Annotated in this window: 24 protein-coding genes and 2 tRNA genes; 14 read left to right on the forward strand and 12 right to left on the reverse strand. The window is 67.0% G+C overall.

Annotated features, from left to right (window positions below; translation table 11 throughout):
• Nucleotides 1-105 precede the first annotated feature (105 nt).
• From ABDZ92_RS01740 to ABDZ92_RS01755, 4 genes are read right to left on the reverse strand one after another with little or no spacing between them, the layout of a single operon-like run.
• Nucleotides 106-1230 (reverse strand): ABC transporter permease, encoded by a 1125-nt coding sequence (locus ABDZ92_RS01740; RefSeq protein ID WP_125962201.1) that lies wholly within the window; start codon nt 1228-1230, stop codon nt 106-108.
• A 2-nt stretch (nt 1231-1232) separates the two neighbouring features.
• A complete protein-coding gene (gene rbbA / locus ABDZ92_RS01745; RefSeq protein ID WP_125962226.1) occupies nt 1233-3971 on the reverse strand; it encodes a ribosome-associated ATPase/putative transporter RbbA in 2739 nt (912 codons plus the stop codon).
• 29 nt (nt 3972-4000) lie between these two features.
• Nucleotides 4001-5074 (reverse strand): HlyD family secretion protein, encoded by a 1074-nt coding sequence (locus ABDZ92_RS01750; protein ID WP_125962202.1) that lies wholly within the window; start codon nt 5072-5074, stop codon nt 4001-4003.
• Complete coding sequence (locus ABDZ92_RS01755) at nt 5071-6525, reverse strand: efflux transporter outer membrane subunit (protein ID WP_425542268.1); 1455 nt, start codon at nt 6523-6525, stop codon at nt 5071-5073. The genes ABDZ92_RS01750 and ABDZ92_RS01755 overlap by 4 nt, the downstream gene beginning before the upstream one ends.
• Before the next feature lie 165 nt (nt 6526-6690).
• Here ABDZ92_RS01755 and ABDZ92_RS01760 point away from each other — a divergent pair, with 165 nt between their 5' ends.
• Entirely contained in the window at nt 6691-7356 is a 666-nt protein-coding gene (locus ABDZ92_RS01760; protein ID WP_272695228.1) for a TetR/AcrR family transcriptional regulator, read from the forward strand.
• A 139-nt stretch (nt 7357-7495) separates the two neighbouring features.
• Here ABDZ92_RS01760 and ABDZ92_RS01765 read toward each other — a convergent pair whose 3' ends face one another.
• A complete protein-coding gene (locus tag ABDZ92_RS01765; protein WP_125962205.1) occupies nt 7496-8206 on the reverse strand; it encodes a TetR/AcrR family transcriptional regulator in 711 nt (236 codons plus the stop codon).
• 348 nt (nt 8207-8554) lie between these two features.
• Between ABDZ92_RS01765 and ABDZ92_RS01770 the strand changes: the two genes are divergently transcribed.
• The 8 genes from ABDZ92_RS01770 to ABDZ92_RS01805 all read left to right on the forward strand — a co-directional run bounded on the left by ABDZ92_RS01770 (nt 8555) and on the right by ABDZ92_RS01805 (nt 17167).
• Nucleotides 8555-9199: a sigma-70 family RNA polymerase sigma factor gene (locus tag ABDZ92_RS01770; RefSeq protein WP_125962206.1), complete on the forward strand. Its 645-nt coding sequence runs from the start codon at nt 8555-8557 to the stop codon at nt 9197-9199.
• A gap of 199 nt (nt 9200-9398) precedes the next feature.
• Nucleotides 9399-9956, forward strand: a complete 558-nt coding sequence (locus ABDZ92_RS01775) for a TetR family transcriptional regulator (protein ID WP_164521349.1) — start codon at nt 9399-9401, stop codon at nt 9954-9956.
• On the forward strand, nt 9953-11620 hold the full coding sequence (locus ABDZ92_RS01780; protein ID WP_206432261.1) for an MFS transporter: 1668 nt from the start codon (nt 9953-9955) through the stop codon (nt 11618-11620). Before ABDZ92_RS01775 ends, ABDZ92_RS01780 begins: the two co-directional genes overlap by 4 nt.
• Nucleotides 11621-11630: 10 nt before the next feature.
• The gene (locus ABDZ92_RS01785) at nt 11631-12824 is read left to right on the forward strand and encodes an HlyD family secretion protein (protein ID WP_125962208.1); all 1194 of its coding nucleotides are present in this window, start codon (nt 11631-11633) and stop codon (nt 12822-12824) included.
• Nucleotides 12821-14221, forward strand: a complete 1401-nt coding sequence (locus ABDZ92_RS01790) for an efflux transporter outer membrane subunit (RefSeq protein WP_125962209.1) — start codon at nt 12821-12823, stop codon at nt 14219-14221. Before ABDZ92_RS01785 ends, ABDZ92_RS01790 begins: the two co-directional genes overlap by 4 nt.
• The gene (locus ABDZ92_RS01795) at nt 14218-15564 is read left to right on the forward strand and encodes a phospholipase A (protein ID WP_272695229.1); all 1347 of its coding nucleotides are present in this window, start codon (nt 14218-14220) and stop codon (nt 15562-15564) included. Before ABDZ92_RS01790 ends, ABDZ92_RS01795 begins: the two co-directional genes overlap by 4 nt.
• A gap of 2 nt (nt 15565-15566) precedes the next feature.
• On the forward strand, nt 15567-16631 hold the full coding sequence (locus ABDZ92_RS01800) for a phospholipase D-like domain-containing protein (RefSeq protein WP_206432262.1): 1065 nt from the start codon (nt 15567-15569) through the stop codon (nt 16629-16631).
• A complete protein-coding gene (locus tag ABDZ92_RS01805; protein ID WP_343761704.1) occupies nt 16628-17167 on the forward strand; it encodes a phospholipase D-like domain-containing protein in 540 nt (179 codons plus the stop codon). Before ABDZ92_RS01800 ends, ABDZ92_RS01805 begins: the two co-directional genes overlap by 4 nt.
• Before the next feature lie 676 nt (nt 17168-17843).
• Here ABDZ92_RS01805 and ABDZ92_RS01810 read toward each other — a convergent pair.
• A tRNA-Ser gene (locus tag ABDZ92_RS01810) sits at nt 17844-17933 on the reverse strand.
• A 140-nt stretch (nt 17934-18073) separates the two neighbouring features.
• On the opposite strand from ABDZ92_RS01810, the gene hspQ reads away from it, so the two are divergent.
• Complete coding sequence (hspQ, locus tag ABDZ92_RS01815) at nt 18074-18445, forward strand: heat shock protein HspQ (RefSeq protein ID WP_241212024.1); 372 nt, start codon at nt 18074-18076, stop codon at nt 18443-18445.
• 92 nt (nt 18446-18537) lie between these two features.
• On the opposite strand, the gene ABDZ92_RS01820 is transcribed toward hspQ, so the two are convergent.
• A tRNA-Ala gene (locus ABDZ92_RS01820) sits at nt 18538-18613 on the reverse strand.
• A gap of 213 nt (nt 18614-18826) precedes the next feature.
• Here ABDZ92_RS01820 and ABDZ92_RS01825 point away from each other — a divergent pair.
• Complete coding sequence (locus ABDZ92_RS01825) at nt 18827-20212, forward strand: DUF2171 domain-containing protein (protein WP_125962213.1); 1386 nt, start codon at nt 18827-18829, stop codon at nt 20210-20212.
• A 108-nt stretch (nt 20213-20320) separates the two neighbouring features.
• Here ABDZ92_RS01825 and ABDZ92_RS01830 read toward each other — a convergent pair whose 3' ends face one another.
• The 5 genes from ABDZ92_RS01830 to ypfJ form a co-directional block, all read right to left on the reverse strand.
• On the reverse strand, nt 20321-21325 hold the full coding sequence (locus ABDZ92_RS01830) for a zinc-dependent alcohol dehydrogenase family protein (protein WP_125962214.1): 1005 nt from the start codon (nt 21323-21325) through the stop codon (nt 20321-20323).
• A gap of 67 nt (nt 21326-21392) precedes the next feature.
• Nucleotides 21393-21572 carry a hypothetical protein gene (locus tag ABDZ92_RS01835; RefSeq protein ID WP_125962215.1) on the reverse strand — a complete coding sequence of 60 codons (180 nt, stop codon included), beginning with the start codon at nt 21570-21572 and terminating at the stop codon, nt 21393-21395.
• Nucleotides 21573-21598: 26 nt separating this feature from the next.
• Nucleotides 21599-22054: a YaiI/YqxD family protein gene (locus ABDZ92_RS01840; protein WP_125962216.1), complete on the reverse strand. Its 456-nt coding sequence runs from the start codon at nt 22052-22054 to the stop codon at nt 21599-21601.
• A complete protein-coding gene (locus tag ABDZ92_RS01845) occupies nt 22051-22527 on the reverse strand; it encodes a GreA/GreB family elongation factor (RefSeq protein WP_125962217.1) in 477 nt (158 codons plus the stop codon). Before ABDZ92_RS01845 ends, ABDZ92_RS01840 begins: the two co-directional genes overlap by 4 nt.
• A 4-nt stretch (nt 22528-22531) precedes the next feature.
• Nucleotides 22532-23428 carry a KPN_02809 family neutral zinc metallopeptidase gene (gene ypfJ / locus ABDZ92_RS01850; protein ID WP_125962218.1) on the reverse strand — a complete coding sequence of 299 codons (897 nt, stop codon included), beginning with the start codon at nt 23426-23428 and terminating at the stop codon, nt 22532-22534.
• Nucleotides 23429-23554: 126 nt separating this feature from the next.
• Here ypfJ and ABDZ92_RS01855 point away from each other — a divergent pair, with 126 nt between their 5' ends.
• The 3 genes from ABDZ92_RS01855 (at nt 23555) to ABDZ92_RS01865 (ending at nt 26248) form a co-directional block, all read left to right on the forward strand.
• Nucleotides 23555-24727 (forward strand): patatin-like phospholipase family protein, encoded by a 1173-nt coding sequence (locus tag ABDZ92_RS01855; protein WP_125962219.1) that lies wholly within the window; start codon nt 23555-23557, stop codon nt 24725-24727.
• A 20-nt stretch (nt 24728-24747) separates the two neighbouring features.
• Nucleotides 24748-25533, forward strand: a complete 786-nt coding sequence (locus ABDZ92_RS01860) for a 3-hydroxybutyrate dehydrogenase (protein ID WP_125962220.1) — start codon at nt 24748-24750, stop codon at nt 25531-25533.
• Nucleotides 25534-25633: 100 nt separating this feature from the next.
• The gene (locus ABDZ92_RS01865; RefSeq protein WP_125962221.1) at nt 25634-26248 is read left to right on the forward strand and encodes a DUF4893 domain-containing protein; all 615 of its coding nucleotides are present in this window, start codon (nt 25634-25636) and stop codon (nt 26246-26248) included.
• Nucleotides 26249-26292: the final 44 nt, after the last annotated feature.

Raw genomic sequence — 26292 nt, forward strand, 5'->3', positions numbered from 1 at the left:
CCGCCGCCGCACGTTTCCCAGTCAGGAAACTGCAGTCCGTGCAGCACCGTCGACAGCTGCTCGTTCGCGGGAAAGATTCGCACGGTCACCGCCTTGTCGCCATGCTCAGGCCATCGCGCTGATGGTCTTGCGGAAGCGGGCAAGCGCAACCGCGCAAAAGAGTCCGCCGATCGCCACCAGGGCCAGGAACTGCGGCCACACCACCTCCAGCCCGGCGCCGCGGTAGAGGATAGCCTGAGCCATCGCCACGAAGTGCGTGGTCGGCGCGATGAGCATGATGTTCTGCACCAGCTCGGGCATGCTCTCGCGGGGTGTCGATCCGCCCGACAGCATCTGCAACGGCAGCAACACCAGCATCAACAGCAGCCCGAACTGCGGCATGGATCGCGCCATGGTGGCTAGAAAGATGCCGATCGAGGTCGCTGCGAACAGGTGCAGCATTGCCCCAGCCAGGAACAGCAGCACCGATCCTTCGATCGGAACCTTCAGGACTGCCTGCACCACGACCGTCAGCGCGAACGCGCAGCCAGTGAGCACGACGAGGCCCATCGCCCAGATCTTGCTGGCCATGATCTCGAAAGGTGTGACGGGCATCACCAGCAGATGGTCGATGGTGCCATGCTCGCGCTCGCGGATCAGCGCGGCCCCGGACAGCACGATCGCAAGCATCGTGATATTGTTGACCATCGCCATGATCGATCCGAACCACGCCGGTGAAAGCGTCGGATTGAAGCGCGCACGCACCTCCAGCTCGACCGGCTGCTCCGGCGTGTCCCGGTTGCCTGCGACGAACTCCGCCACTTCCGCCTGCACGATCTGCTGCACATATCCGCCGCCGCTGAAGGCCTGGCTCATCCGGGTTGCATCGATGTTGAGCTGAATGGCGGGGGCGCGGCCTGCCATCACCTCGCGCTGGAAGTTCTGGGGAATGTCCAGCGCGAAGGTGAAGCGGCCCTCGTCCAGCCCCGCGTCGACTTCGTTCAGGCCGACCTGCTGGGGCGGCAGGAAGTACGGTGCGTAGAAGGCGCCTGCAATGCGGGCCGAAAGCGGGGACTGATCCTCGTCGACGATCGCAATCGGCGCCTTGTACAGCGTCTCCGGCATGCTCGTCGCGCCGCTGTAGACACCGTATGAGCAGGCATAGACGATCAGCACCAGCATGATCGGATCGCGCAACAAACTGCGCAGTTCCTTAATGCCGAGCCAGAGCACGTTGGCGGCAACACGCACGGTCAGGTCTCCTGCTTCTTCAGCAGCAGCGCGCAAAGGCCCATGACGACCGGGTAGGCGGCGATCAGGATGAGCAGCGGCTGGGCGAGGTCGGCAAAGCCAAGGCCCTTGGAGAAAACCCCCCGGCAGATCGTGACGAAGTGCGCCGCCGGAAACACCGCCCCGATCATTGCCCCCATGCCCTCCAGCGACGAGACGGGGTTGGTCAGTCCGGAAAACTGGACCGCCGGCAAGATGGTCCCCAGAGCCGTTGCGAACAACGCTGCGACTTGGCTCTTCATGAAGGTCGAGATCAACAGGCCCATGCCGGTCGAGAACAGCACAAAGAAGAGCGCGGCAATGGTCATGACCAGGATGTTGCCCGTCAGGGGCACCGCAAAGATGGTGATCGCCATGCCCACGAGCAGGACGTAGTTGACCAGCCCCAGCGCCGCGTAGGGAAGCTGCTTGCCGAGCAGGAACTCTAACCGCCCCACGGGGGAGACGTAGAAGTTGATGATCGACCCCAGTTCCTTTTCCCGAACCACGCTCAAGGCCGTCAGGATCGCCGGGAACATCAGCAGCAGGATCGGAATGACCGCGGGCACGATCGCCACCAGGCTCTTGACGTCCGGGTTGTAGCGGTAGCGCAGCTCGATATCGACGAGGCCAGCGGGCTGTTGCAGCCCCATCTCGGCCGCGGCAGTCTCGGCCATCCACTGCGCATGCATCGCCTGGACATAGCCGCGAACGGTTTCCGCCCGCTGCGGCATCGCGCCGTCCAGCCAGACGCCGATCTTGACGGGCGTACCGCGGCGGACATCGCGGCCGAAGCCCGGCGGGATCTCGATCGCGAGGCTGAGTTCGCCCTCACGCATGCGCCGGTCGAGCTGGCCATAGTCCGTGATCGGCGGCCGCTCGATGAAATAGCGCGAGCCCGACAGGTTCAGGACGTAATTCTCACTGACCGTGCTGCCGTCGCGATCCAGCACGGCGAATGGCAGGTCTTCGGCATCCATGCTGATGCCGAAACCCATGATGAACATCAGCAGCACGCTGCCAACCAGTGCGAGCGTCGCCCGGATCGGGTCGCGCCGCAATTGCAGCGCCTCCAGCCGGGCATAGGCCATCATGCGGCGGATGCTGAAAAATCCGGAAGCATGGTCCCGGGCTTCCTCCTCCTCGATGGGCGGGGAGGCGGGGGTGCCGGCCGCTTCCTGCTCGCCCGACGCCTCGCGCAGGTACGCGATGAATGCCTCTTCCAGGCTGCCATTTCCCTTGTCGTCTGCAATCGCGCGGGGGGTGTCGCTGACGAGCACCTTCCCGGCATGCATCAGGGAGATGCGGTCGCAGCGTTCCGCCTCGTTCATGAAATGGGTGGAGACGAAGATCGTCACACGGTCGCGCCGCGAGAGGTCGATCATCATCTGCCAGAAACGGTCGCGCGCGATCGGATCGACGCCCGATGTCGGTTCGTCCAGGATCAGCATCTCCGGTCGGTGCACCATGGCCACCGCGAGGCTGAGCCGCTGGCGCTGGCCGAGCGGCAGCGCGTCCGGCAGTGCGTCCATGATGCCGGCAAGGTCGAAGCGGCGCGCCACCTCGTCGATGCGAGCAGGGGCTTCGTCGTGAGGCACGCTGAACAGCTTGGCGTGCAGTTCCAGGTTCTGCCGGACGGTGAGTTCCGAATAGAGCGAGAATGCCTGGCTCATATAGCCGACCCGGCGCCGGGTCGCCATGTCGTCATCCTCGACGGGCTGTCCGAACAGCCAGGCTTCGCCCTCGCTGGCCTTGAGCAGGCCGGTGAGCATCTTCATCGTCGTGGACTTGCCGCAGCCGTTGGAGCCGAGGAAGCCGAAGATCTCGCCTCGCTCGATCCGGAAATCGACATGATCCACGGCCGTGAAATCGCCGAAGCGCATGGTGAGGCCTTTCGCCTCGATCGCGACCTCGCCGTTGGCCTCGGCCCGCTCGGGGATCCTCACCGGCGCATGCCCGCGCCGCCGCTCCTCGGGCAGAAGGGCGATGAACGCTTCCTCCAGATTGTCCTTGCCCGTGCGCGCATAGAGCGCGTCGGCAGTGCCGGTAGCGAGAACCCGGCCGGCATCCATCGCGACCAGCCAGTCGAAACGTGCGGCCTCCTCCATGTACGCGGTAGCGACCAGCACACTCATGTGCGGGCGATCCGCACGGATGCGGTCGATCAGATCCCAGAACTGGGCGCGCGACAGCGGATCGACCCCCGTCGTGGGCTCGTCCAGCAGCAGGAAGTCGGGATCATGGATGAGTGCGCAGCAGAGACCCAGCTTCTGCTTCATGCCGCCCGAAAGCTTGCTCGCGGGCCGGCCCCGGAAGGGGGCGAGACCCGTGCTCTCGGTCAGTTCCGCAATCCGGCGCTCCCGCTCCTCGGCATCCTGACCGAACAGCCGCCCGAAGAACGACAGGTTCTCTTCGATCGACAGCGTGGGATAGAGGTTCTTTCCGAGCCCCTGGGGCATGTAGGCGATCCTCGGCCCCACGGCTTCGCGGTGCTGCCGTTGCGCCATGTCGCCGCCGAGCACCTCCACCTTGCCCTCCTGCCCCGCGCGCGCGCCCGCGATCAGCGAGAAGAGGCTGGACTTGCCGACGCCGTCCGGACCGATCAGGGCGACCATGCGGCCTGCGGGAACGTCGAGGTCGATCCCGTCCAACGCGCAGGTCTTGCCATAGCTGAGGCGGACGCCGGCCAGCCGCGCCACGACGGCATCGCCACCCGCTTCCACTTGTCCTGTGTTGCCACGCACCGAAGGGCTCAGCGCTGCTGCGAAAGGGCCAGCTTCTCAGGCCAAGGCACGTTCGGATCGATACGGACATAGGCCATGCCGGGCAGTCCCGTCTTTACCTGGCGCAGGTTTCGCTGAAGGAGCGCGGGATCGATCCGGGCGCGCACGCGGAACATGAGCTTCTCGCGCTCGCTCGCGGTCTCCACCGTCTTGGGTGTGAACTGCGCCGCGTCGGCCACGAACGAGACCTTCGCCGGAATGACAAAGTCGGGTGCGGTATCGAGCACGATCCGGACCTCCGACCCGAGCCCGACCCGGCCCGCTGCCGTCGTCGGCAGGAAAAAGGTCATGTAGACATCCGAGAGGTCGATCACGTTGAGCACCCGTCCGCCACCAGCGACGATCTCCCCGGGTTGGGCAACGCGGAACTGGACGCGGCCGCCGCGCGGCGTGCGCAGCGCACTGTCCCGGATGTCGGCTTCGATCCGCTGGATGGTCGCCCGTGCCGCATCGACATTGGAGCGCGCACCGACGACTTGGCTGCGTGCAGATGCAATGGCGGCATCGACGGCGGCGAGCTGCGCACGCGCCGCTTCCACCGCAGCGGTCGCGCCTTCCACCTGCGCCCGGTCGTCGTCCCGCTCCTGCGCGGGCGTGGCGCCCTCGCGCGCGAGCGTCTCCGATCGGCTGAGCCGCCGCCGTGCCGCGTTCAGCTCTGCGTCCCGCTGGCGCACCGCCGCCAGCGCCGCGGCACGCTCGCTCTGCCGCTGCGCGACCTGGGTCTGAGCCGTCTCCACCGCGGCAGCCGTCTGGGCGAGTTGCGCCACCGCTTCGGCTCGCTGCGCCTCCAGCACATCGGTGTCGATGTGCGCCACGACCTGGCCCGGCTTCACGAACGCGCCTTCTTCCGCCACGATGTCGCGGATGCGGCCCGGCGTCTTTGCCGACACGTCAATTTCCGTCGCTTCGATCCGTCCGTTCCCGGCCTCGATCCCTTCGGGGAGGTCTGACGGCTTCACCAGCGTCCACAAAAGGAACGCGGCTGCGACTACGGCAAGCACGATGCCACCGATGATGAGCGATTTCCTGGCGGGCATCTTCATCGTGCCGATTCCTCAAGGTCCGTCATGCTAGTCGGAAAGCCGCCGCCCAGGGCGGAATAGAGCGCCACGACGCTGGTCAGTTCGGCGCGGCGAAGCTGGATGAGGGCCTGCTCCGTGTCGAACAGGTCGCGCTGCGCGTCGAGCACCTCGATCGAGGCCGAGCGACCGTTCTGCACGCGCAGCGTGGCCAGCCGCGCCCGCTCGGTGAGCGCCTCGAGCATCGAACGCGCGCTCTCGACCTGAAGGCCGATCTGGCGCCGGCGGACGAGCGCATCCGACACGTCGCGGAACGCGCGCTGAATGGCTTGCTCGTACTCGGCAACGGCGATGTTGCGCCGCGCCTCCGCAACGTCCAGGTTGGCGGCGAGCCGCCCCGCGTTGAACAGCGGCAGGGTGATGGTCGGAGTGAAGGTCCATGCCTCCGTGTCGCCGGCGAACAGTCCGTCCAGCGCGTCGCTCGCGGTGCCATAGGCGCCGGAGAGATTGATGTTGGGCAGGAACGCGGCACGTGCGGCGCCGATATTGGCGTTCGCCGCACGCAGCCGGAACTCGGCCGCGACAATGTCCGGACGGTTGACGAGGAGATCCGAAGGAAGCCCTGGCGGGAGCATCATTGCTGGTCCCTCTTCGGCCAGCCGCAGCGTTCCGGGTGCGATCTCCACCGGCCGCCCGACGAGCAGTGCCAGCGCGTTGCGGTTGACGCCGCGATCCTGTTCGATCGAATGCAGCGCGGTTTGCGCCTGTCCCAGCAACAGCTGCGCTTCGCTCATCTCCAGCTTCGAGCCCGATCCGACCTCAAACCGCCGACGCGCGATGCGTAGCGCCTCCTGTCGGGTTTCGATGGTCCGACGGGCGAGTGCGACCCGCTCCTCATATTCGCGCTCCAGCAGATAGCCGTTGGCGACCTGCGCGACGAGGTCGGTGGCCACGGCGCGGCGCGCCTCCTCGGTTGCCAGATATTGCTCGCGGGCCGCTTCGCGCAGGTTCCTGAGCCGGCCCCAGAAGTCGATCTCCCAGCCGGCGCTGAGCTGGGCGCTCACCTGGCGCACGTCGGCGCGCTGCGTGCCAGCCCCTGGCAGGTTGAAGATCGAGCGGCCACGCGTGCCCGTTCCCACCGCGTCGAGTTGTGGATAAAGCGCAGCGCCCTCGATCCGCCACGCGGCGCGCGCCTCTGCCACGCGGCCGGCGGCGATACGCAGGTCCCGGTTGTGGACGAGTGCCTCTGCGATCAGGGACTGAAGCTGGGGCTCGCGAAAGATATCACGCCAGCCGATCGCCGCGACGCTGACCCCGGCAGGCTCGGCGGGAACGAACGCGGCGGGCACCGGAAGGGCCGGCCGCGCATAGGGCGGCGCGAAGCTACAGCCCGCCAGGGAGGCAGCGCCACCCCCTGCGACAACAAGGCGCCAGCATCTGGCCGCCGCATCTGAAATCCGCCTGCCGGCAGCCATTCAAACCATTCCCGTCCTGCCACCACCGGGCTGATCCTTGCCGAGGTGGCACCTTCGTTACTGCGCTGGTACTACCCGCGCACCGTTATGTAAACGGTACCGTAGCGTTTTCTCGCAGCGGCTTTGTGCTTCCCCTTGGGCGGAGTCGGTGGCACCTCCTGGTTGATGGAACAGTTTAAGCCGAGCGAACCGCGTCGCCGCCTCCAGCCGCGCAGCCCCAAAGGCGGACGGCCGACGCAACAGGTCGCCGCACAATTGCACGAGCATATTCTCGACGCGGCGCTTGAAGAGTTCACCCGATCCGGCGTCGAACGATTCAGCATGGAGCGAGTGGCAGCATCCGCTAAAATATCTAAGCGCACGCTTTACGAGCGTTTCAAATCCAAGAACAACCTTGCGGTGGCGACGGCCAACTACGGTATCGAAAAGCTCGCGCGACCGGTCATCGACGGCTGTTCGCAGGGATCCGTTCGCGACAAGATCCTGTTCGCGACACGCAGCATGCTGGACATTTCGCTGACCGACCGAGTGCGAGGGTTGGAAGCCCTGATCTACTGGATCGTCGATAATGGGCTGCACAAGGACGCCAGCACATCACCTCTCGCCATTGATACGGGCACGAAGATGCTCGAGTCGATCCTGGCCGAGGCGTTCGAAGAGCCGGAGGAATGTCGCTTCCTGGCGAAGCACCTTTACGAGGTGCTCGTCACGATCCCGCGGCTGCGGATCATACGGCTCGACAGCCTCGCCGATACGCCGGAATGCAAGGACGAATATGCACAACGGGTCCTCGCCCTGCTGTCGCGCGGCATACCGGCCCTGGCAGACTGACTGCCATCCGGCATCCGCCTGGCGTCTTAAACAGGGACGGGCGACGTTGAGCCCGCAGGCAAAACTGATCAACGCGGCTTGATCGTCCGAGTCCGTGAAACGAAGTCCGTTTTTGGTAGGGATGACGGTGGTCTGCTACCTAGCCCGCCGTACGCTCGCGAGGCGCGTCGGGCGCCATTTCGCGCACAAACTCTCCCCACGCATGGTGGCCGGTAAGCGACAAAAACGCGAGCCACCGCAATCGGAAGTACGTATCCGCGTCGTCGCCGCCCAAGGCGACGGATGGATTCTTGAACAGCCAACGGGCCTCGCTGCCGAAGACGAGATCGAACAGGAGAGAGGTCAAGCGCGGCGGCTTACCGGGGCCGATCGAACCCTCATTCTGGGCCGCGCCAACCAGGCGGCAGCCGTGGTCGAACAGCTTCAAATACCATCTGTCCAAGTGATCGCGGATTTCCGGATCACTTTGTGCCTCGAATTGAAGGTAGCGACGGAAAGCCCGCTCTTCCGCCCGGTTCATATGGTCAAAGATGAGGCGGGACCAAAGTTGAAGCTCTGCAAGTGCGCCATTGACCGGTCTGTCGGGACTCTCTTCAGGGCCGGAGACTGCCACGGTCAGTCGATCGATCTCCCGAGTCACGACCGCGTCGATTAGGCCCGCCTTGCTCTTGAAGTGCCGATAGATCGTGCGCTTCGTCACGTCGATTTGCGCGGCAACCCGGTCGATCGACAATCTTTCGGATCCCGCGTTCCGCAGTGCGCGCAGGGTCTCGTCCAGAATGGCCTGTCGTAGAGCGATCGACTCTGCTGTGGTCGGCCGACCGGTTCGACGCTCGGATACACTGGACATTCAACTCTCCTTATCTGCCCCGCCTAGCAGGCCGCGAACACGCCTGCCATTTGGGCGGCGTTGCTACCGATGGGCGGCGGGGGCCACCCGCGAAGCGCCCACGATGACCTCCGATCCGTCGGTCTCCTGATCGGGCAATCTGAAGCGGCGCGCGACAAAGGATACTGGCCTGTAACTTTATTCTCGGCACGACGGAACTCCGCCTGGTACGGCGCGTCATGCGAGCGTAAAAAGTAGCCATAAGTGTATCTCTGCGGGACGTCTCGCGGAATGCGCTGAACCGGAGCGCCGCTCGTGCCGCCAAGTGATATCGTGCTTCCTGTCCCCGGCGGCTCCGCTCCGTCGGCAATGCTGGACCCAATGCAGTTCAACCGCGACCTGCGGGCACTGCTTCCCGATCTGTCCCGCTATGCCGGATCCCTCGCGCGGGATGGGGATCTGGCTCAGGATTTGATCCAGGAAACCGCGATCCGGGCGTGGCGCAATCGCGAGCGGTTTGTCGCCGGTACCAACTTCAAGGGCTGGCTCTATCGCATCTTGCGCAACTGTTTTCTCTCTCATGTCCGTCACCAGCGGGTCGCCCGGACCGATACGCTGGGTGACGACTTCCCCGACGTTCCGGTTGCGTGCGAGCAGGAAAGCATCGTCATGCTCAAGGACGTCCAGCGTTCCTGGAAAAGGCTAGCTCCGGAGCAGCAGCGGTCCATCCGGCTGATCGGGATCGAGGGGCGCAGCTACGAGGAGGCGGCCGCGATCGAGCATGTGCCGCCGGGCACCATCAAGAGCAGGGTGGCCCGCGGCCGCGACCTGCTGCGCGCGATTGTCGAAGGAGACATGGCAGGTGCGGTGCCGCCCCCCATGGACGCCGCCGACCGTGCGCCAATTCCTGTCTCCAGCCATGCTGCGAGCCTGTCAGACGAAGACCGTCTCCAGGTAGAAATCCTGCGAAAGTGGCGGGGACAGCGAACCTTCCCGAAGTCGCAGACGGCCTGATCCGCCTGCGATCTAACAGATGATCGTGGGTTTTTCCGGCCTGCAACTTGGCAGCCACTTCAGGAGGTTTTCCTGGTTCAACTCGGCAAAGGAGCGGAGCGTCCCAACGCGCCGACTCTCTTTGCCCGGAGAATGGATTTGCAGGACGGCTCCGCTAAGGGGCGTTGACAAGCGGACAGTTATGTCCACTTGCGAGCTGGTGACCATTCGGATCGATGCACGCCGGCACCGCCAGGCCCTCCTTGAGGCTGCGCGGGAGGTTTTTCTTCAGCACGGGATAACCGCGCCCCTTGAACTGGTGGTCGAGCGATCAGGCCTGGGGCGCGCCACCCTCTACCGGCATTTTCCGGACCGGGCTTCGCTCGCCCTGGCGATCGCGTCGGAGAGTCTCAATGCGCTCGAGCAGTGCGCAAGGACCGATGACGGTCGGCCCGCTTCCCTGAAAGACCTTCTAGGCCATCTCGGTCGGTCGCTTGTCACCAACCCGTTCCTCGCCGACGCCTGGCGCGTGACTGCATCCCGTGCCGAGGAAGCCCGCGAACTGGCTGATCGGTGGTGCGCGCTGTTCGAGGAACCGATCCGCCTGGCAATCGCCGATGGCACATGCCGGCCCGACCTCCGGGCTTCGGACATATCCTTGATCGGAGCGATGCTGAGCGCCTCCATCCGGGAGCCTGACGACGAGGCGCGGCAGCGGATGATCGAGCGCATGAAGGAACTGATCACGGACGGCCTGTGGAGCCGCGATCCATCATGAGCACGCCGCTAGAGCCAATTCCGAACTGGACCGACGAGGAGAAGCCGTCGATGCCGGGGTCGCCGTCGACCCCGAAGCACACTCCACCCGTGCGGGTGGCATATATCACGATCGCGTTCCTGCTTGGCATCACAGGTGGGCTCGGCAACGCACTGGTCAGCGCCAACCTGCAGAACATCCAGGGCTCTCTCGGCCTGACGCCGGTCCAGGCGGCCTGGTTGCCGGCCGCTTATGTGATGGTCAACATTTCGACCAGCCTGATCCTGCTCAAGTTTCGCCAGCAATTCGGACTGCGCCTCTTCGCCGAAATCGGCCTCCCGCTCTATGCCGCGGCGACCATCCTGCACCTGATCGTGGATAGCTATCCGACCGCCCTGTTGGCGCGGGGGATGAGCGGCTTTGCGGGCGCCACAATCAGCACGTTGGCAATCTTCTACACCTTGCAGGCGTTTCCGAAGGCGAGGCTTGCCCAGGGATTGGTGGTCGGCCTGGGCATCTCGCAACTGGCGACACCGCTCGCCTGGCTACTGTCCCCCGCACTGCTGGACCTTGGTGACTGGCGGACGCTCTACATGTTCGAATCCGGGCTGGCGCTGTGCTGCCTCGCTGCCGTGGTCTCGCTCAAACTGCCAGCGGGCATCCGCATCAAGGTGTTCGAGGGGCGCGACTTCCTGACCTTCGCGCTGGCTGCGCCTGCGCTTGCCCTGGTCGTTGCGGTGCTGGCACAGGGGCGGACCCAGTGGTGGACGGAGCAACCCTGGATCGCGGGCGCACTGATCGTGGCGATCATCCTGTTGGTTGCTGCGGCCTTTGTCGAACATCACCGCGCCAATCCCCTGATCCAGACGCGCTGGCTGGGCACCGCCTCGACTATCCGCTTCGCAATCGGAGCCATCGGCCTGCGCTTCCTGCTCTCCGAGCAGACCTATGGGGCCACCGGGCTCTTGCGGACGCTGGGCATGGGCGCGGAGCAGTTGCAGCCGCTTTATGCAGTGATGCTGGCCGGGCTGGTGGTCGGGATCGGCACAAGCGCGCTGACCTTCAACCAGAAGACGGTGGTCCCGCAGATCCTCGCGTCCGTGGTGCTGATCGCGATCGGCAGCTTCCTGGATTGGAACGCCACCAGCCTGACGCGCCCGCACGACATGTTCCTCAGCCAGTTCTTGCTGTCAGTGGCCGGGGGGCTGTTCATGGGCCCGCTGCTGCTGGTCGGCGTCATGAGCGCGCTCAAGAACGGGCCGAACTATATCGTCAGCTTCGCCGTGCTGTTCGGCGTCAGCCAGTCGATCGGCGGCCTGGCCGGCCCGGCCATCTTCGGCACCTTCCAGCAGTTTCGCCAGCATGAATATTCCGCCGCCATCAATGCCGGTGTCGATCCGACCAACCCGCTCGTGGCGCAGCGTCTCCAGATCCAGGGCCAGGTGTATGGCCGGGTCATCCCCGATCCCGTGCTGCGCCAGGCGCAGGGCACGGCGCTGCTCGCCCAGGCCTCCACACGCGAGGCGAACGTCCGCGCCTACAACGATGTCTTCCTCCTGAACGGCATCCTGGCGCTGCTTTTGCTGAGCTGGTCGCTGTTCAACGTCATCCGCCTTGCCATCAAGGCGAAGTCCAACCCTCCCGCCCCCGCCGGTCCCACGACCGGCGCTGCGGCATCGATCTGAGAGAAACCTGATGGCAGACGCGCCAATCATCCGCCCGGAAAGCGACGAGCCTGACAAGCCCGAAGAACACGCCTCCACGCTGGTGGATGCGGGTGGCCGCCCGTTGAGCGCAGACGCTCCACCCGCCGCGGCTGAACCGCCCAAGACCATCAAGCCCCGCCGCTTCACCGTAGCCCTCATGGCCGGGGTTGCCGTGGTGGGCGTGCTGCTGATCCTTGCCGCGTGGCGGATATGGCCGTTCACCGGCACGATGGTCGTCACCGAGAACAGCTACGTCCGCGGCCAGATCACGGTGATGGCGCCGCAGGTGAACGGCTATGTCGCCGAGGTGCTGGTGCGCGACTTCCAGCATGTGAAGGCGGGGCAGCCGCTGCTACGGATCGACGATCGCATCTATCGCCAGCAACTCGAACAGGCGGAAGGCCAGCTCGACGCGGCCGAGGCCAACCTCGCCAATGCCGTCCAGACGATCGCGCAGAACGAGGCGGACATCGAGGCGCGCCGTGCCGATCTGCTTGCTGCCGAGGCCGAACGGGATCGCGCCGCGGCCGACGAGCGGCGCGTCGATGATCTATCCGAACGCGGATCGGTCTCGCTGCGCGAGCGCGATCGGATCCGCGCGACCGCACGAGCAAGCACTGCCGACGTGATGAAGGCGCGCGCGGCCATCCGCATCGCCGAGGAAACGGTGAAAGCCACGCGCGTATCGCGGCTCGGGCTGGAGGCGCAGGTAAAGACTGCCAAGGCGCAGCGCGACCTCGCGCGGATCAACCTGGCTAATACCGTCATCTACGCACCCAAGGCCGGGCAGTTGAGCGAAGCGAGCGTCCGTCAGGGGCAATATGTCTCGGCCGGGTCGCAACTCCTGTTCCTGGTACCCGAAAGCCTGTGGGTCATCGCCAACTACAAGGAGACCCAGACCCGCAATATTCGGCCTGGACAGGTCGCCACCTTCAAGGTCGATGCACTCGGCGATGAGCAACTCACCGGCCGTGTCGAGGGCTTTGCGCCGGCGACCGGATCCGAGTTCAGTGTGCTCCGCCCGGATAACGCCAGCGGCAACTTCACCAAGGTCGTGCAGCGCATTCCGATCCGGATCACGATCGATCCCGGCCAGCCGCTCGCGAACCGGCTGCGCCCCGGCATGTCGGTCGTGACGCGAGTGGAGACGGCGGGCGCGACCGGCGAGGGAAGCGCCCGATGAGACGTGTGCGTCCGACCGCCGCGGCAGGGGCGGCACTTGCGCTCGTCGGCTGCATGCCTGCCGATGTGCGCCCGCCCGCGACGGCCTCCGTCACCGCGCCGGCGGGTTGGCGCGACGGCACTGCCGGCAATGCGGCGATCGACCCGCAGTGGTGGCAGGCGTTCGAGGATCAGGCGCTCACCGCGCTGATCGAGCGGGCCCTCGCGCGCAACACCGACGTGCTGGCTGCCGCGGCTCGCATCCGGGAGGCGCAGGCATCCATCCGGACGGCACGCTCGGCGGCGCTGCCCACGCTCGATGCCGTTGGAGGGGCGCAGCACGGGCGCGATCTCGGCACGGCCGGGGCGACGACGAGCACCGCCATCCAGCCTGAACTCCAGCTCAACTGGCAGGTGGATCTGTTCGGTCGGCTCTCTCGCCTCACCGATGCCGCGCGACTGCGCTACGTTGCCAGCCAAGCGGATCGTGACGCGACCGCGCTGGCGGTTTCGGCTCAGGTCGCCCAGGCCTATATCGGCTTGCTCGCGCTCGACGCGCAGTTGCTAGTGTCGCAGCAGACGGTGACCTCGCGGGCGGAGGCGCTACGGCTCGCCGCCGATCAGGCGCGGGTCGGCTATACCTCGCAGTTCGAGCTCACCCAGGCCGAGTCCGAATATGAGGCCGTGCAGCAGGCGATCCCCCGGCTTCAGTTCGCGATCCGCGCCCAGGAAAATGCGCTGAGCCGGCTGACCGGGGACCTGCCGGGAGCCATCGTCCGGGGGCGCAGCCTGCGGGAGTTCCTGCCACCGGCTGTGCCGGCCACGCTGCCCTCGGATCTTCTGCGTCGCCGTCCCGACATCGCCAGCGCGGAACTCGCCGTTGCGGCGGCCGACGCGACGCTCGCCTCGGATCGCGCTGCCTTCCTGCCGCAGGTCGCCATCTCGGCTGCGCTGGGTCAGCTCTTCGTCAACGCGCTGGATTACGATCCGGTCACGATCTGGAGCGTCGGCGGCAGCGTGCTCGCGCCACTCTTCGCGGGCGGGCGCCTGAGTGCGCAGGTCGATGCAACCGCGGCGCAGCGCGACCAGGCCGCGTTCGCCTATCGCGGCACGGTGCTGACCGCGTTCGAGGAGGTCGAGACCGCCCTGAGCGGGGTCACCCGCTATGCCGAGCAGATCGAGCGGCTCCACAATCGCCGCATCATCCTACAACGGTCGGTCGCGCTCGCCACCGACCGCTATCAGGGCGGCTATGCTTCCTATCTCGAGCAGCTGGACGCGCAGCGGGCGCTCTACTCGACCGAACTCGACGCCATCAGCGTGCGGCAATCGCAGCTCGAAAACATCGTGACGCTGTACCGAGCGCTCGGCGGTGGCTGGCAGGGGGCCGGACTGACCGACGGCGCAACCCGCCGGTGACCCTCAAGCGGCCAGGCGGCTCCCATGCGCAACGACTGCCGCCGCGCGTTTCCGCACCCGGCCTGCCTGCCCGTGCCGCACCCCGCGGCCCCGACATACCCGAACCCCATTTACCCTGGAGCGCCGCTGGCCGTATGCACAAATGCCTGACCTTTCTTCCGGCGGCGGCTCTTGCCGCCGGACTGCCCGCCACCGCATCCGCTCAGCAGGGCATCGAGACGTTGATCGGCCGTGTCGAGGCCGGCTCGGGGGGTGAAGCACGGCTCGAGGTTCGCCTGCTCAACACCGGCCCCGGGTCCGCCGAGGCACGCTTGCCTGACACCGTCGAGGCACGGATCGAGGCACCCGACGCCGCGTACGCTTCACGCGCCGTCACGTTGCGGCGCGACGCGGCAACCGCTGAGAGGATCACCATCGCACCCGGAAGCTTTGCCACTGCGCGCTACCGGTTGGGGAGCGAGGACTTCCAGGATGGCGGCGTGATTTCCGTGCCGGGGTGGGGCGGGCAGACGGTCACGCTCGCGAGGGCGACCCCGGCGCCATCGGCTCCGGCGCAGCAGCCCGATTCCCAGCTGGCCGACGCAGCGCCGGCAACCCCGCCACCGACCGACCGCACCATCGGCAATGCCTTTCTCGAGAACCTGAGCGCGTACGAGCCGATCTACGCCGCCTATGGTCCCGGCACCAACAGCGACGCGCGCCTGCAGATCAGCTTCAAGTACCGGCTGTTCGGCAGCCGCGCGCGGGAGGATGGCCGAGCGTCCGAAGACGGGCTCTATTTCGGCTATACGCAGCGGATGTTCTGGGATCTGGGCGCCGAGTCCTCGCCCTTCCGCAACATCGATTTCCAGCCAGAGGTCTTCTACGTCACGCCGGCCAAGGCCCTGTCCCACAAGGCCACGTTGAGCGCGCAGGCTGGCTTGCGCCACGAATCCAATGGGCGCGAGGGCGAGGAGTCGCGCAGCCTCAACACCTTCTACCTGGCTCCGATGGCCGCGTTCTCGCTGGGCGGAGACACCCGGCTGACGGTGGCCCCGCGCGCATGGTTCTATATTGGCGACCTTTCGGACAATGCCGATGTTCGCCGCTATCGCGGCAATACCGGGCTGTTCGTCGAAGTCGGCGAAGACGACGGGCTGCGCCTGTCCACGTCGAGCCGCTTCAACTTCGGCAGCGGCAAGGGGTCGGTCGCGGCGGACGTCTCCTATCCCCTGCGCCGCATCCTCGGCGGCGCTCCGGACTTCTACCTCTTCGGACAGACGTTTCTGGGCTACGGCGAAAACCTGCTCGACTATAACCGCCGCACGACGCGCCTTCGCATCGGCGTAGCGCTTGTGAGGTAGGCATGGCCCTGAAGATCATCGGCGCGCTGCTCCTGGCGCTTTTCGCGACGGGCGAGGCGATCCGGGTCTTCAACCCGCTTCCCCCGCTCGAGCCGCATCTCCCGTCGCAGGCGCTGAGCGACACCGCAGGCACGCCACTCGGCCAGGGTGTCACGCCGATGGTGACCGCGCATCCGGGCCTGACGGGTCTTCACATGCTCAACGACGGCCGCAGCGCGTTCGCCGCGCGCGTGCTGCTCGCCCGTGCCGCAACCCGTAGCCTCGATATCCAATATTATATCTGGCACGGCGATCTCTCGGGCACGCTGCTGCTCGAGGAAGTGTACACCGCCGCAGAGCGCGGAGTGCGCGTACGGCTGCTGGTCGACGATAATGGCATCGCCGGCCTTGATGCGCCGTTCGCCGCGCTCGACGCCCATCCCAATATCGAAGTGCGGCTCTACAACCCGTTCATCGTGCGGCGGCCCAAGCCGATCGGCTATCTCGCCGATTTCCCGCGACTCAACCGGCGCATGCACAACAAGAGCTTCACTGCCGACAATCAGCTGACGATCATCGGTGGGCGCAATGTCGGGGATGAATATTTCGGCGCGCGCGACGAAGGGCTGTTCGCCGATCTCGACGTGCTGGCAGCGGGCACGGCAGTCGCCGACGTCTCGCGCCAGTTCGACCGCTATTGGGCGAGCCAGTCCGCCTATCCCGCCGCCCGCATTCTTCCGCCGGTCTCCTCCGGGGCCCTCGTAGCAATCCGGGACGCGGCGGCCGAGGCGCGCCGCGATCCCGCCGCCCAGGCCTATGTCGAGGCGGCCCAGTCGCTCCCCTTTGTGGAGCAGGCGAAGCGGGGAACGCTCGCGTTCGAATGGGCTCCGGTACGGTTGGTCAGCGACGATCCCGCCAAGACGCTCGGCGGGGGTGGGCGCCAGGGCCTCCTGTTGACGAGGCTCGGTGAGATCATCGGCACCCCTCGCCGGGAGCTGGGGCTGGTTTCCGGCTATTTCGTACCCACGAAGGCGGGCAGAACGCATTCGCAAAGCTCGCGCAGGACGGCGTCGCTGTCAGTATCCTGAGCAACGCACTGGAGACGACGGATGTCGGCATCGTTCATGCCGGCTATGCCCACCGCCGCAAGTCGATGCTGAAGGCTGGCGTCCGGTTGTTCGAAATGCGAGTGCCCAGGGGCGGTGAGGATGCCGTACCATGGTCGCGGAACCTGCTCGGCACCGGCTCTGGGTCGCGGATCGGCGGCTCTTCAGGCACGGTGCTCCGGTCGAGCGCCTCGACGCTGCACGCCAAGACCTTCACCGTCGATCGCACGCGGATGTTCATCGGCTCGTTCAACTTCGATCCGCGCTCGGTGCACCTCAACACCGAACTCGGCTTCGTCGTCGAAACTTCGGCCATGGCATCGCGGCTGCAAGGCAGTTTCGAGAAGCTCATCCCGCAGCGAGCCTATCAGGTCGTCCTAGGCAGCGATGGCGATCTCGTCTGGATCGAACGCGATGGAAGCCGCGAAATCCGTCACGAGACCGAGCCAGGAACGACCTTGCTGCAGCGAGCGAGCATAGCAGTCCTGAGCCGCCTCCCGATCGAATGGCTTCTCTGACCCTCATGCCGGGGGGCTAGCGGCGGGTTGATTGATGGGCGCAAATTCCATGACCTTGTCGCCGAAGTCCTGACACCCGGGCGTCGCATATTATGCAGCTTCTGCAACAACGTAATGGCGGCAAGTGGGTAGATTGGGGCCTGTCCGCGTTCGAGCAGCGGTCAGCGAAGCAGCCCTTCTTTCAAACGGCAGGTAGCGGGCGCAGATGCCTGCCGGTTGTGGTTAGCTGCCCACCCGCTTTGGTTGGTCAGTAATTAGCCGACAGCGTCCCACTTGCTGCGAGCGTAGAAGGCAGCAGATACGCTACGTCCGGAATACAACCGCGCGCATGGCCGTCCGCGTTGAAAGCGTTCGGCCTGTGGTCAGGCGGCTGTTCAACGAAGGAGCGGGAGCGGACGGGCGAGCACTACCCGCTAATCGTCATCCAAGAGGCGGGCTTGGACGGCTTCTGGATACATCGCTGCCTCGTGCGCGAGAGCCCGCAAATCTCAACCAACGGCAATCATTGCGAGGCGCTCGCGCACTTCTTCAAGGCGACCCTTAACCACCAGGGCAATGACATTCTCTTGGAAGCACAACCGTTCGCGTACGTTCGCCAGGAGCCCAAACCAAAGTGGGCATGGCAGTGGGCAGCGCGACTGCCGAGTCTAATAAGTCGCTGAAAAGTAACAAGTTCTGGCGGAGAGGGAGGGATTCGAACCCTCGGAACCCTTGCGGGCTCAACGGTTTTCGAGACCGCCCCGATCGACCACTCCGGCACCTCTCCGCAGAGGTTTGGCGCGATCCGTTCCTGAGAAGAAACAGCGCGCCGGTCAGCGAGCGGTCGCCGTTAGGCCAAAGCGTTCGGGAGTGCAAGCGCCTCCTTGTGCCTTTTTCTCCCGGGATTAGATATTGTGCATGATCGAAATGTCCGAGCCCCGGAACCTGCTCGATGCGCCGGTGGCGATGCCGCCCATTGCGCATGCCCGTTTTTCCATCGGCGACGTGGTGCGCCACCGCCTGTTCGACTTCCGCGGCGTGGTGTTCGACGTCGACCCCGTCTTCGCCAACAGCGACGAATGGTATGAGGCGATCCCGGAAGAGATCCGCCCGCGCAAGGACCAGCCCTTCTACCACCTGCTCGCCGAGAATGCGGAGGCGAGCTACATCGCCTATGTCAGCCAGCAGAATCTAGTGGTGGACGAAAGCGACGAGCCGGTCGAGCACCCCGCCATCGAGGGCCTGTTCGACGTCTATTCGGAAGGTCGCTACCGGCTGCGCCGCGAACACCGGCACTGAGAGCCGAAGGCGCCGCAACCTTCAAGCAGGCGTGCCGATTTCCTGCAATGTCCCGGGTGGCGTGCCGCCCGGCGATCCGGCGGCGAAAGGGGTGGTGGAGCTGAGGGGAATCGAACCCCTGACCTCTGCAGTGCGATTGCAGCGCTCTCCCATCTGAGCTACAGCCCCGCCCCGTCCCCGGCAAAGCCGGGGCCGCTCCCTTAGCCGGGCTTTTCGGGCGATGCAACCGTCGCCTTCTTCCGAAACCGCCCTGCATCGTGCGCCGAACGGCATCCGCTGTGCGTCCAGCGCGCGGAACCGGCCCATCCTTAACCTGTTATAATTTCCGGAAGCTGCGCCACGAGACGCGGCACCGCAGGATGACGTTTCAGGAGACGATCCATGGCGTATGAACGCTACCCCCGCGGGCGCGGTACCGCGGGTGACTATGGCCAAGATTTCGGCTCGGGCCGCGACTATACCTATTCCAGCGCCCGCGACTATGCGGCGGCCGGCTATGACGAGGATCGCGGCCGCGGCGGCTACCGGCGCGAGGAGGGTCGTGGCTATGGCGAGCGTGACTATGACGGCCGCGACTACGGCAACCGAGACTATGGGACCCGGGACTATGGCGCGCGCAACTTCGGCGGCGAGGGTTCGGGCGGATACGGCGGCGGACGCTATCGCGACCGCGGGTCGAGCCAGCCCTACCGCGGCAGCTATGCGAGCGACGGCCACCGCTTCACCGACGTCGACAACCAGGACGAAGGCAGCAGCTGGGATCGCGACAACCGCTACGGCGGCGACCGCAACTCCGGCGGCCGGTATCTGAGCGACCGCGACCAGCGCCCTCGCGGCTATGGCGCATCCTCCGGCTATGGCGAGCGCGGCTTCATCGATCGCAGCCACGGCGAACGCGGCTATGGCGAGCGGAGCTTTGGCGAGCGCAGCCATGGCGAACGCGATCATCATCGCGGCTATGGCGCGCAGAACCGCTTCCGCGACCGGGACGATCGCGACGAGCGGCGCTTCGGCGGGCGGCCGCAGGGCTATGACCATGACGAGCGCGGCTTCCTGGAACGCGCCGGCGACGAGGTCCGCTCCTGGTTCGGCGACGAAGAGGCGGAACGCCGCCGCGAGCTGGACCAGCGCTATGACGAGCAGCGCGAGCGCCGCGACGACCGCTATGGCCACGATCCCCACTACAGCAACTGGCGCAGCAACCAGCTTGCCGAGTTCGATCGCGACTATGACGAGTATCGCCAGGAGAATGCGAGCAAGTTCCACAACGAGTTCAGCAGTTGGCGCACCGAGCGGCAGGGCCAGCGCACCTCGCTGAACCGCGTCCAGGAGCATATGGAAGTGGTCGGCTCGGACGGTCAGCACGTCGGCACCGTCGACAAGGTGCGTGGCGACCGAATCCTCCTGACCAAGAATGATGCCGACGCCCACGGCCGTCATCACTCGATCCCGTCGCGCTGGATCGAGACGGTCGACGACAAGGTGAAGATCCGCAAGACCGCGGACGAGGCGAAGCGCCACTGGCGCGACGAGGAGCACAGCCAGGCGATGTTCGGCGACGATGCGCAGGGCGCGTCGGGCGCGGGCCGTGGCGTCGGCAGCACGGGCACGACCGGCTCCAGCACCAGCGGCACGACCAGCACCACCGGCACGCTGGGCACGGTGGGCGCTACCGCCAACACCGGCGGTACGTCGGGAACGGGTACTGCCGCGGGATCGAGCACGACCGGCGGCACCACCCCTCAGGGCGGCTCAACCTTCCGCTGAGCGCCGCCCGAGCGCTGCCAGGCTTCCCCCCTGCCTGGCAGCACCTACGGCAAGGGCCCGGACTTCGGTCCGGGCCCTTTTTGTATGGAGACGAAGCTCAGGGGCCGCCTACCACTCGACGCCGATCTTGCCGAAGTGGCTGCCGCTTTCCTCGTAGCGGAACGCGTCGGCAAGGTCTTCGAGTGCGAAGCGCCGGTCCACGACCGGGCGGATGCCGGTCGCCTCCAGGGCGGTGACGAACGCCTGCTGGTCCGCGCGGCTGCCGACGATCAGCCCCTGCAACCGTGCCTGCTTGGCCATCAGCGCCGCCGTCGGCACCTCGCCGCCCCGTCCGGTCAGCACGCCGATCAGCGAGATGTGGCCACCGACCCGCACCGCCTCGATTGACTGGGCGAGCGTACCCGGTCCGCCGACCTCCACGACATGGTCGACGCCCGCCCCGCTCCAGTCGCGCACCCGGCGGCCCCACTCGGCTTCGGACCGGTAGTTGAGCGTGAAGTCCGCGCCGAGGGCGCGGGCGCGCTCCAGCTTCTCGTCGGACGAAGAGGTGATCGCCACCCGCGCGCCCATCGCCTTGGCGATCTGCAATGCCCAGATCGAGACGCCACCGGTGCCCAGCAGCAGCACCGTGTCGCCGGCCTTGAGGTTTCCGTCGACTACCAGCGCGCGCCAGGCGGTGAGGCCGGCCGTGGTGATCGTCGCCGCTTCCACCGCGTCATAGCCCTTGGGCGCGCGCGTAAAGGCGGTGGCGGGCAACACCACCCGCTCCTGCGCGAAGCCATCGATGCCGTCGCCGGGCGTCCGGCTGAAGTCGCCGATCCTGGCGGGTCCGGCGAGCCAATCCGGGAAGAAGCAGGACACGACCGATTCACCGACGGCAAACTCGCGGACGCCCTCGCCGACCGCCTCCACCGTGCCGCCGCCGTCGGCCATCGGCACGCGCCCGTCGTCGGTGGGCATGCCGCCGGTCGCGACGCCATAATCGTGATAGTTGAGCGAGCTTCCGTGCAGCGCCACGCGGATCTCGCCGGGACCGGGATCGCCCGGCTCGGGCCGCTCCTCCAGCCGCAGCCGGTCGAGGCCGCCCGGGGCGGCTACTGTCATCGCCTTCATCGTCTGCTTCTCCTGTTCGGGACGCAGGCACAACGCAGGCGACGGCGCGGGTCTCCCGCCCGGGCGATCAATGCAGCTTGGCGATCGGCAGCCCGTCTTCCTTGGCACGCTGCTTCACCGATTCCTCGCTGCGGGTGAGCGCCTTGGCGATCGCCTTCAGGGCCATGCCCTTCTTGGCGAGCGTGTGCAGCTTCTGGATCTCGTCGGGGCGCCAGGGCTGGCGATGGCGCTCGAAACGTTCGGCCATGATGGTTCTCCTTGGGAAGCCCTGCGCTACCCCGTCCGCGCCAGCCGCACCAGCAGCGTGTCGAGCGCCTGAAGGAAGCGCGATCGATCCGCCTTGGAGAAAGGCGCCGGTCCGCCGATCTGCTCGCCCCCGGCACGCAGGTCCGCCATGATCGCGCGCACCGCGATGGCGCTGCCGATAGAGGCGGTGGTGAACGGCTTGCCGCTGGGTGCGACCACGCTCGCTCCCGCCTTCAGCGCCCGGTCCGCGAGCAGGATGTCGGCGGTGACCACCACGGATCGGGCGTCGGCATGCTCGGCGATCCAGTCGTCGGCCGCGTCGAAGCCGCTGTCGACCACCACCCGCTCGACGCCCGGCGGCACCCGCAGCCAGGCGTTGCTGACGATCGTGACCTGCGCGCCATGGCGCTCGGCGACCCGACACACCTCGTCCTTGACCGGGCAGGCATCGGCATCGACCAGGACGCGAAGCGACGTACTCAGGACGCCGGTTCCGCGATCGGGCGGGTATCGAGCACCTCGATCGCCGCCGGGCGCCCGCCGAAATCGACCAGGTCGCCCGCTTCCGCGCCCGTCATCGCGACCGCAAGCGGCGCGGTAAACGGGATCAGCCCCGCCGCGGGGTCCGCCTCGTCACTGCCGACCAGCGACACGGTGCGGGTCTGTCCGTTCAGGCGAAAGGTCACGCAGGAGCCGAACGCCACCTCCCGCTCGGGCGGGGGCGGCGCAATGTTCGCCGTGGAAAAGCGCGCGCGCCAATAGCGCAGGTCGCGCTTCAACGTGGCACGCTTCTCGTCGTCGGTCTCGGCGGCGACCGCCGCCTCCAGTCGGGCGACCTCCGCCTCGATCTTCGCCAGGCCGCGGCGGGTCACCAGGTTCTCGCCGGGCGGCAGCGGCAGCTCGAACTTCGGCTCCTTGTGCTCGTCGTCGTCCTCACGTCGAAAGGCCACGCTCATCGGGTCAGATCGCTCCGGAAAAAGTATCGCATTTGGCTGGATCACCCGATTCCAGGCCGGTGCGCAACCACTTCATCCGCTGGGCGGAGGTGCCGTGGGTGAAGCTCTCCGGCACGACGCGGCCCTGCGACTGCTGCTGGAGCGTGTCGTCGCCGATCGCCTGCGCCGCGCGCATGCCTTCCTCGACGTCGCCCGGCTCGATGCGGTCGCGGTTGCGCGCCGCCCAGACGCCGGCGTAGCAGTCCGCCTGCAGTTCCAGCCGCACCGAGGCGGCATTGCCCTCCGCCTGGCTGGAGCGCTGCTGGATCGCCGTCACCTTTTCGGCAGTGCCGGTCAGGTTCTGGATATGGTGGCCGACCTCGTGCGCGATGACATAGGCCTGGGCGAAGTCGCCCGCCGCGCCGAAGCGCTGGCTGAGTTCCTGGAAGAAGCTGGTGTCGAGGTACACGCCCTGGTCCGGCGGGCAGTAGAAGGGCCCCATCGCGGACTGGGCGGCGCCACAGCCTGACTGCGCGCCACCCTGGTAGAAGTTGATCGTCGCCGGGCGATAGGTGGCACCCTGTTCCTGGAAGATCCGGCTCCAGGTCTGCTCGGTGGAGGTCATCACCCGGCACGAGAACAGCTCGGCCTCGGTGTCGCAGGCGACGTTGCCGTTGCCGCTGCTGGCAACCCGCCCCTGTTGCACGCTTTGGCCACCGCCGCCGCCCAGGATGCCGCCGCCGCCGCTCATCAACAGATAGCCGACGACCACGACCGCCAGGATCGCGAAGCTGCCGCAGCCCATCCGCCCTCGGCCGAGCAACAGCGGCAACAGGCCGAGCAGGCCGAAGCCGCCGCCCCCGCCGCCGCCGCTTCCCAGGTCGCGTGCGTTCCGTGTCGGATCGAGATCGTCGAGACGCATCGCGCCATCCCTGTTCGTTGAAGGTCCGCAACCAAAATGCGCGGCGAGCCGGGACGTTGCACGCCCCGCCGCCGAATGTGCGCATCCCGTTGAAGCCGCGGCGCTTCCGGTCCATGGTCGCTCCCGATGGCCGATGCCGATCCCAGCCTGCGCCGCACGCGCCGCAGCCGCGACGTCCTTCCGCTGCCCGACTGCGTGGCCCTGGTGCTGCAGGGCGGCGGCGCGCTCGGCAGCTATCAGGCCGGCGTGGTCGAGGCGCTGGAGGGCGCCGGCATCGAGATCGACTGGGTGGCGGGCATCTCCATCGGTGCCGTCAACGCCGCCATCATTGCCGGCAATCCGCCCGAGCGCCGGATCGAGCGGCTTCGCGCCTTCTGGGATCAAGCGAGCAGCGCCCTGCCGCGGTTCCCGCTCTATCCCGACGACCGCGTGCGCGAGGCGGTGCATGAATGGTCCGCCGCCTTTGTGCTCGGCCAGGGCGTCCCCGGCTTCTTCCGCCCGCGGCTCTGGCCCCCCGCCCTGGCCCTGCCCGGCACGCGCGAGGCGCTGAGCTTCTACGACACCGAGCCTCTGCGCGAGACGCTCGACGCACTGGTCGACTGGGACCTGCTCAACGACGGCCCGGTGCGCCTCTCGGTCGGCGCCGTGAACCTGGAGAGCGGCAACTTCGCCTATTTCGACACGCGCGAGCGCCGCATCGACGCGCGCCACATCATGGCGTCGGGCGCGTTGCCGCCGGGCCTGCCGCCGGTGGAGATCGACGGGCAATGGTATTGGGACGGCGGCCTCGTCTCCAACACGCCGCTCACCCATGTGCTCGATCATCAGGACGCGGCGATGCTGGTGTTCCAGGTCGATCTGTTCGCCGCGGCCTCCGAACGCCCGCGCACGATCACCGACGTGCTGGCGCGCGAAAAGGAGATCCGCTTCTCCAGCCGCACCCGCCAGGTGAGCGACGAGCGCATGAAGCTGCGCCAGGAGCGGGAGGCGATTCGCAAGGTCCTTGAAAAGCTCCCTGCCGAACTGTCCGGCGACCCCGACGTGCAGGCGCTCGCGACGATGGCGGCCGAGCTGCCGGTGAGCCTCGTCCAGCTGATCTACCGCGCGAACGCCTGGGAGGGCGGATCGCGCGACTTCGAATTCTCCGCGCGCACCATGCACGAGCATTGGGCCGCCGGCGGTGCCGCCGTTGCCGAGACCATGGCGAACGCACAGGTGGTCGCCGCCGACCTCCTCAACGGCAAGACTGCCGCCTACGACCTCACCCGCACGCCGCCGCTCCCCCCGGCGCCGCGCTGATCCAGCAAAAGGACCCTGCCATGTTCCTGAAGGGCAAGACCGCGATCGTCACCGGCTCCACCTCCGGCATCGGCCTGGCGATCGCCAAGGCGCTGGCTGCCGAGGGCGCGACGCTGGTCATCAACGGCTTCGGCGATGCGGAAGCGATCGAGCGCGAGCGCGCGGGCCTCGCGGCGCTGAGCGGGGGTGAGGCGCGCTACAATGCCGCCGACATGACCAAGCCGGACGAGATCGCGGCGATGGTCGATGGCACCGCGGCGGAATTCGGCTCGGTCGACATCATCGTCAACAATGCCGGCATCCAGCACGTCGCCCCGATCGAGGAGTTCCCGGTCGAGAAGTTCGATGCCATCATCGCCATCAACCTGTCGTCGGCGTGGCACATGATGCGCGCCGCGGTGCCGCACATGAAGCGGCAGGGCTGGGGCCGGATCATCTCCACCGCCTCGGCCCATTCGCTGGTCGCGAGCCCCAACAAATCGGCCTATGTCATGGCCAAGCACGGCATCGCCGGTCTTACCAAGACGATCGCGCTGGAAACCGCCACCCACGGCATCACCGTCAACTGCATCTCGCCCGGCTATGTCTGGACGCCGCTGGTCGAACAGCAGATCCCCGACACCATGGCGTCGCGCGGGATGACCCGCGAGCAGGTGATGAACGACGTGCTGCTCGCCGCCCAGCCGACCAAGGAGTTCGTCACCTCGGAGCAGGTCGCCGCCTTCGCGCTGTACCTCTGCCGCGACGAGGCGAAGGCGATCACCGGCGCCAATCTCTCGATGGACGGCGGCTGGACCGCCGCCTGACGGCGCTTGCGCTTGCAGATCGAAGCGGCGAGCTTGGTCGTTCGACAAAACGAAATCGGATCGGGGGATGGTGCGGATGCGAATTGGCGGGTGTTGGACGGTGTTGGCGGCGGCACTGCTCGCGAGCGGCTGTGCTCATGGCAGTGCCGAGCGTTCCGACGTTGCCGCCACGCCGAGCGCCACGCCCGACTGGCGCTCGATGGCGACCGCCGCCGATCGCGACCGGCTGCGCAACTGGCGCACCGCCTGGATGGCGGCACTGGCGGCGGCCCGGGTGGTTAGTCCGAAGGAGGTCGCAGCGCAGGGCGAGTTGTTCGATCCCGATCTGGCGCTGCCCGGCTCGCCCCCACCGCCCGGCGACTATCGCTGCCGCGTCTTCAAGCTCGGCACCGGTCGTGCCGCGACCCCCGGCTACGTCGCCTATCCCTTCTTCGACTGCCGCATCGAGCAGGAGGGGGATGTGCTGAGCTTCTACAAGCGCACCGGCTCACAGCGTCCGGTCGGGCTCATCCTGCCGGACAGCGAGGTGCGCGGCATCTTCCTAGGCACGCTGATGCTCAGCGACGAGACCGCACCCCTGGACTATGGCCGCGACACCACCCGCGACATGGCCGGCCGGGTCGAGCGCGTGGCGGAGGGCCGCTGGCGCATCGCCCTTCCCTATCCGCGCTTCGAATCCACCCTGGACGTGATCGAGCTGGTCCCCGCCGGCTGAGCGCTGCTTGCCAAGCGGCGGCTGGTCGTCGCACGCTGGCGTCC

The organism is Sphingomonas molluscorum, from assembly GCF_039522995.1.
Taxonomy (GTDB): Bacteria; Pseudomonadota; Alphaproteobacteria; order Sphingomonadales; family Sphingomonadaceae; genus Sphingomonas; species Sphingomonas molluscorum.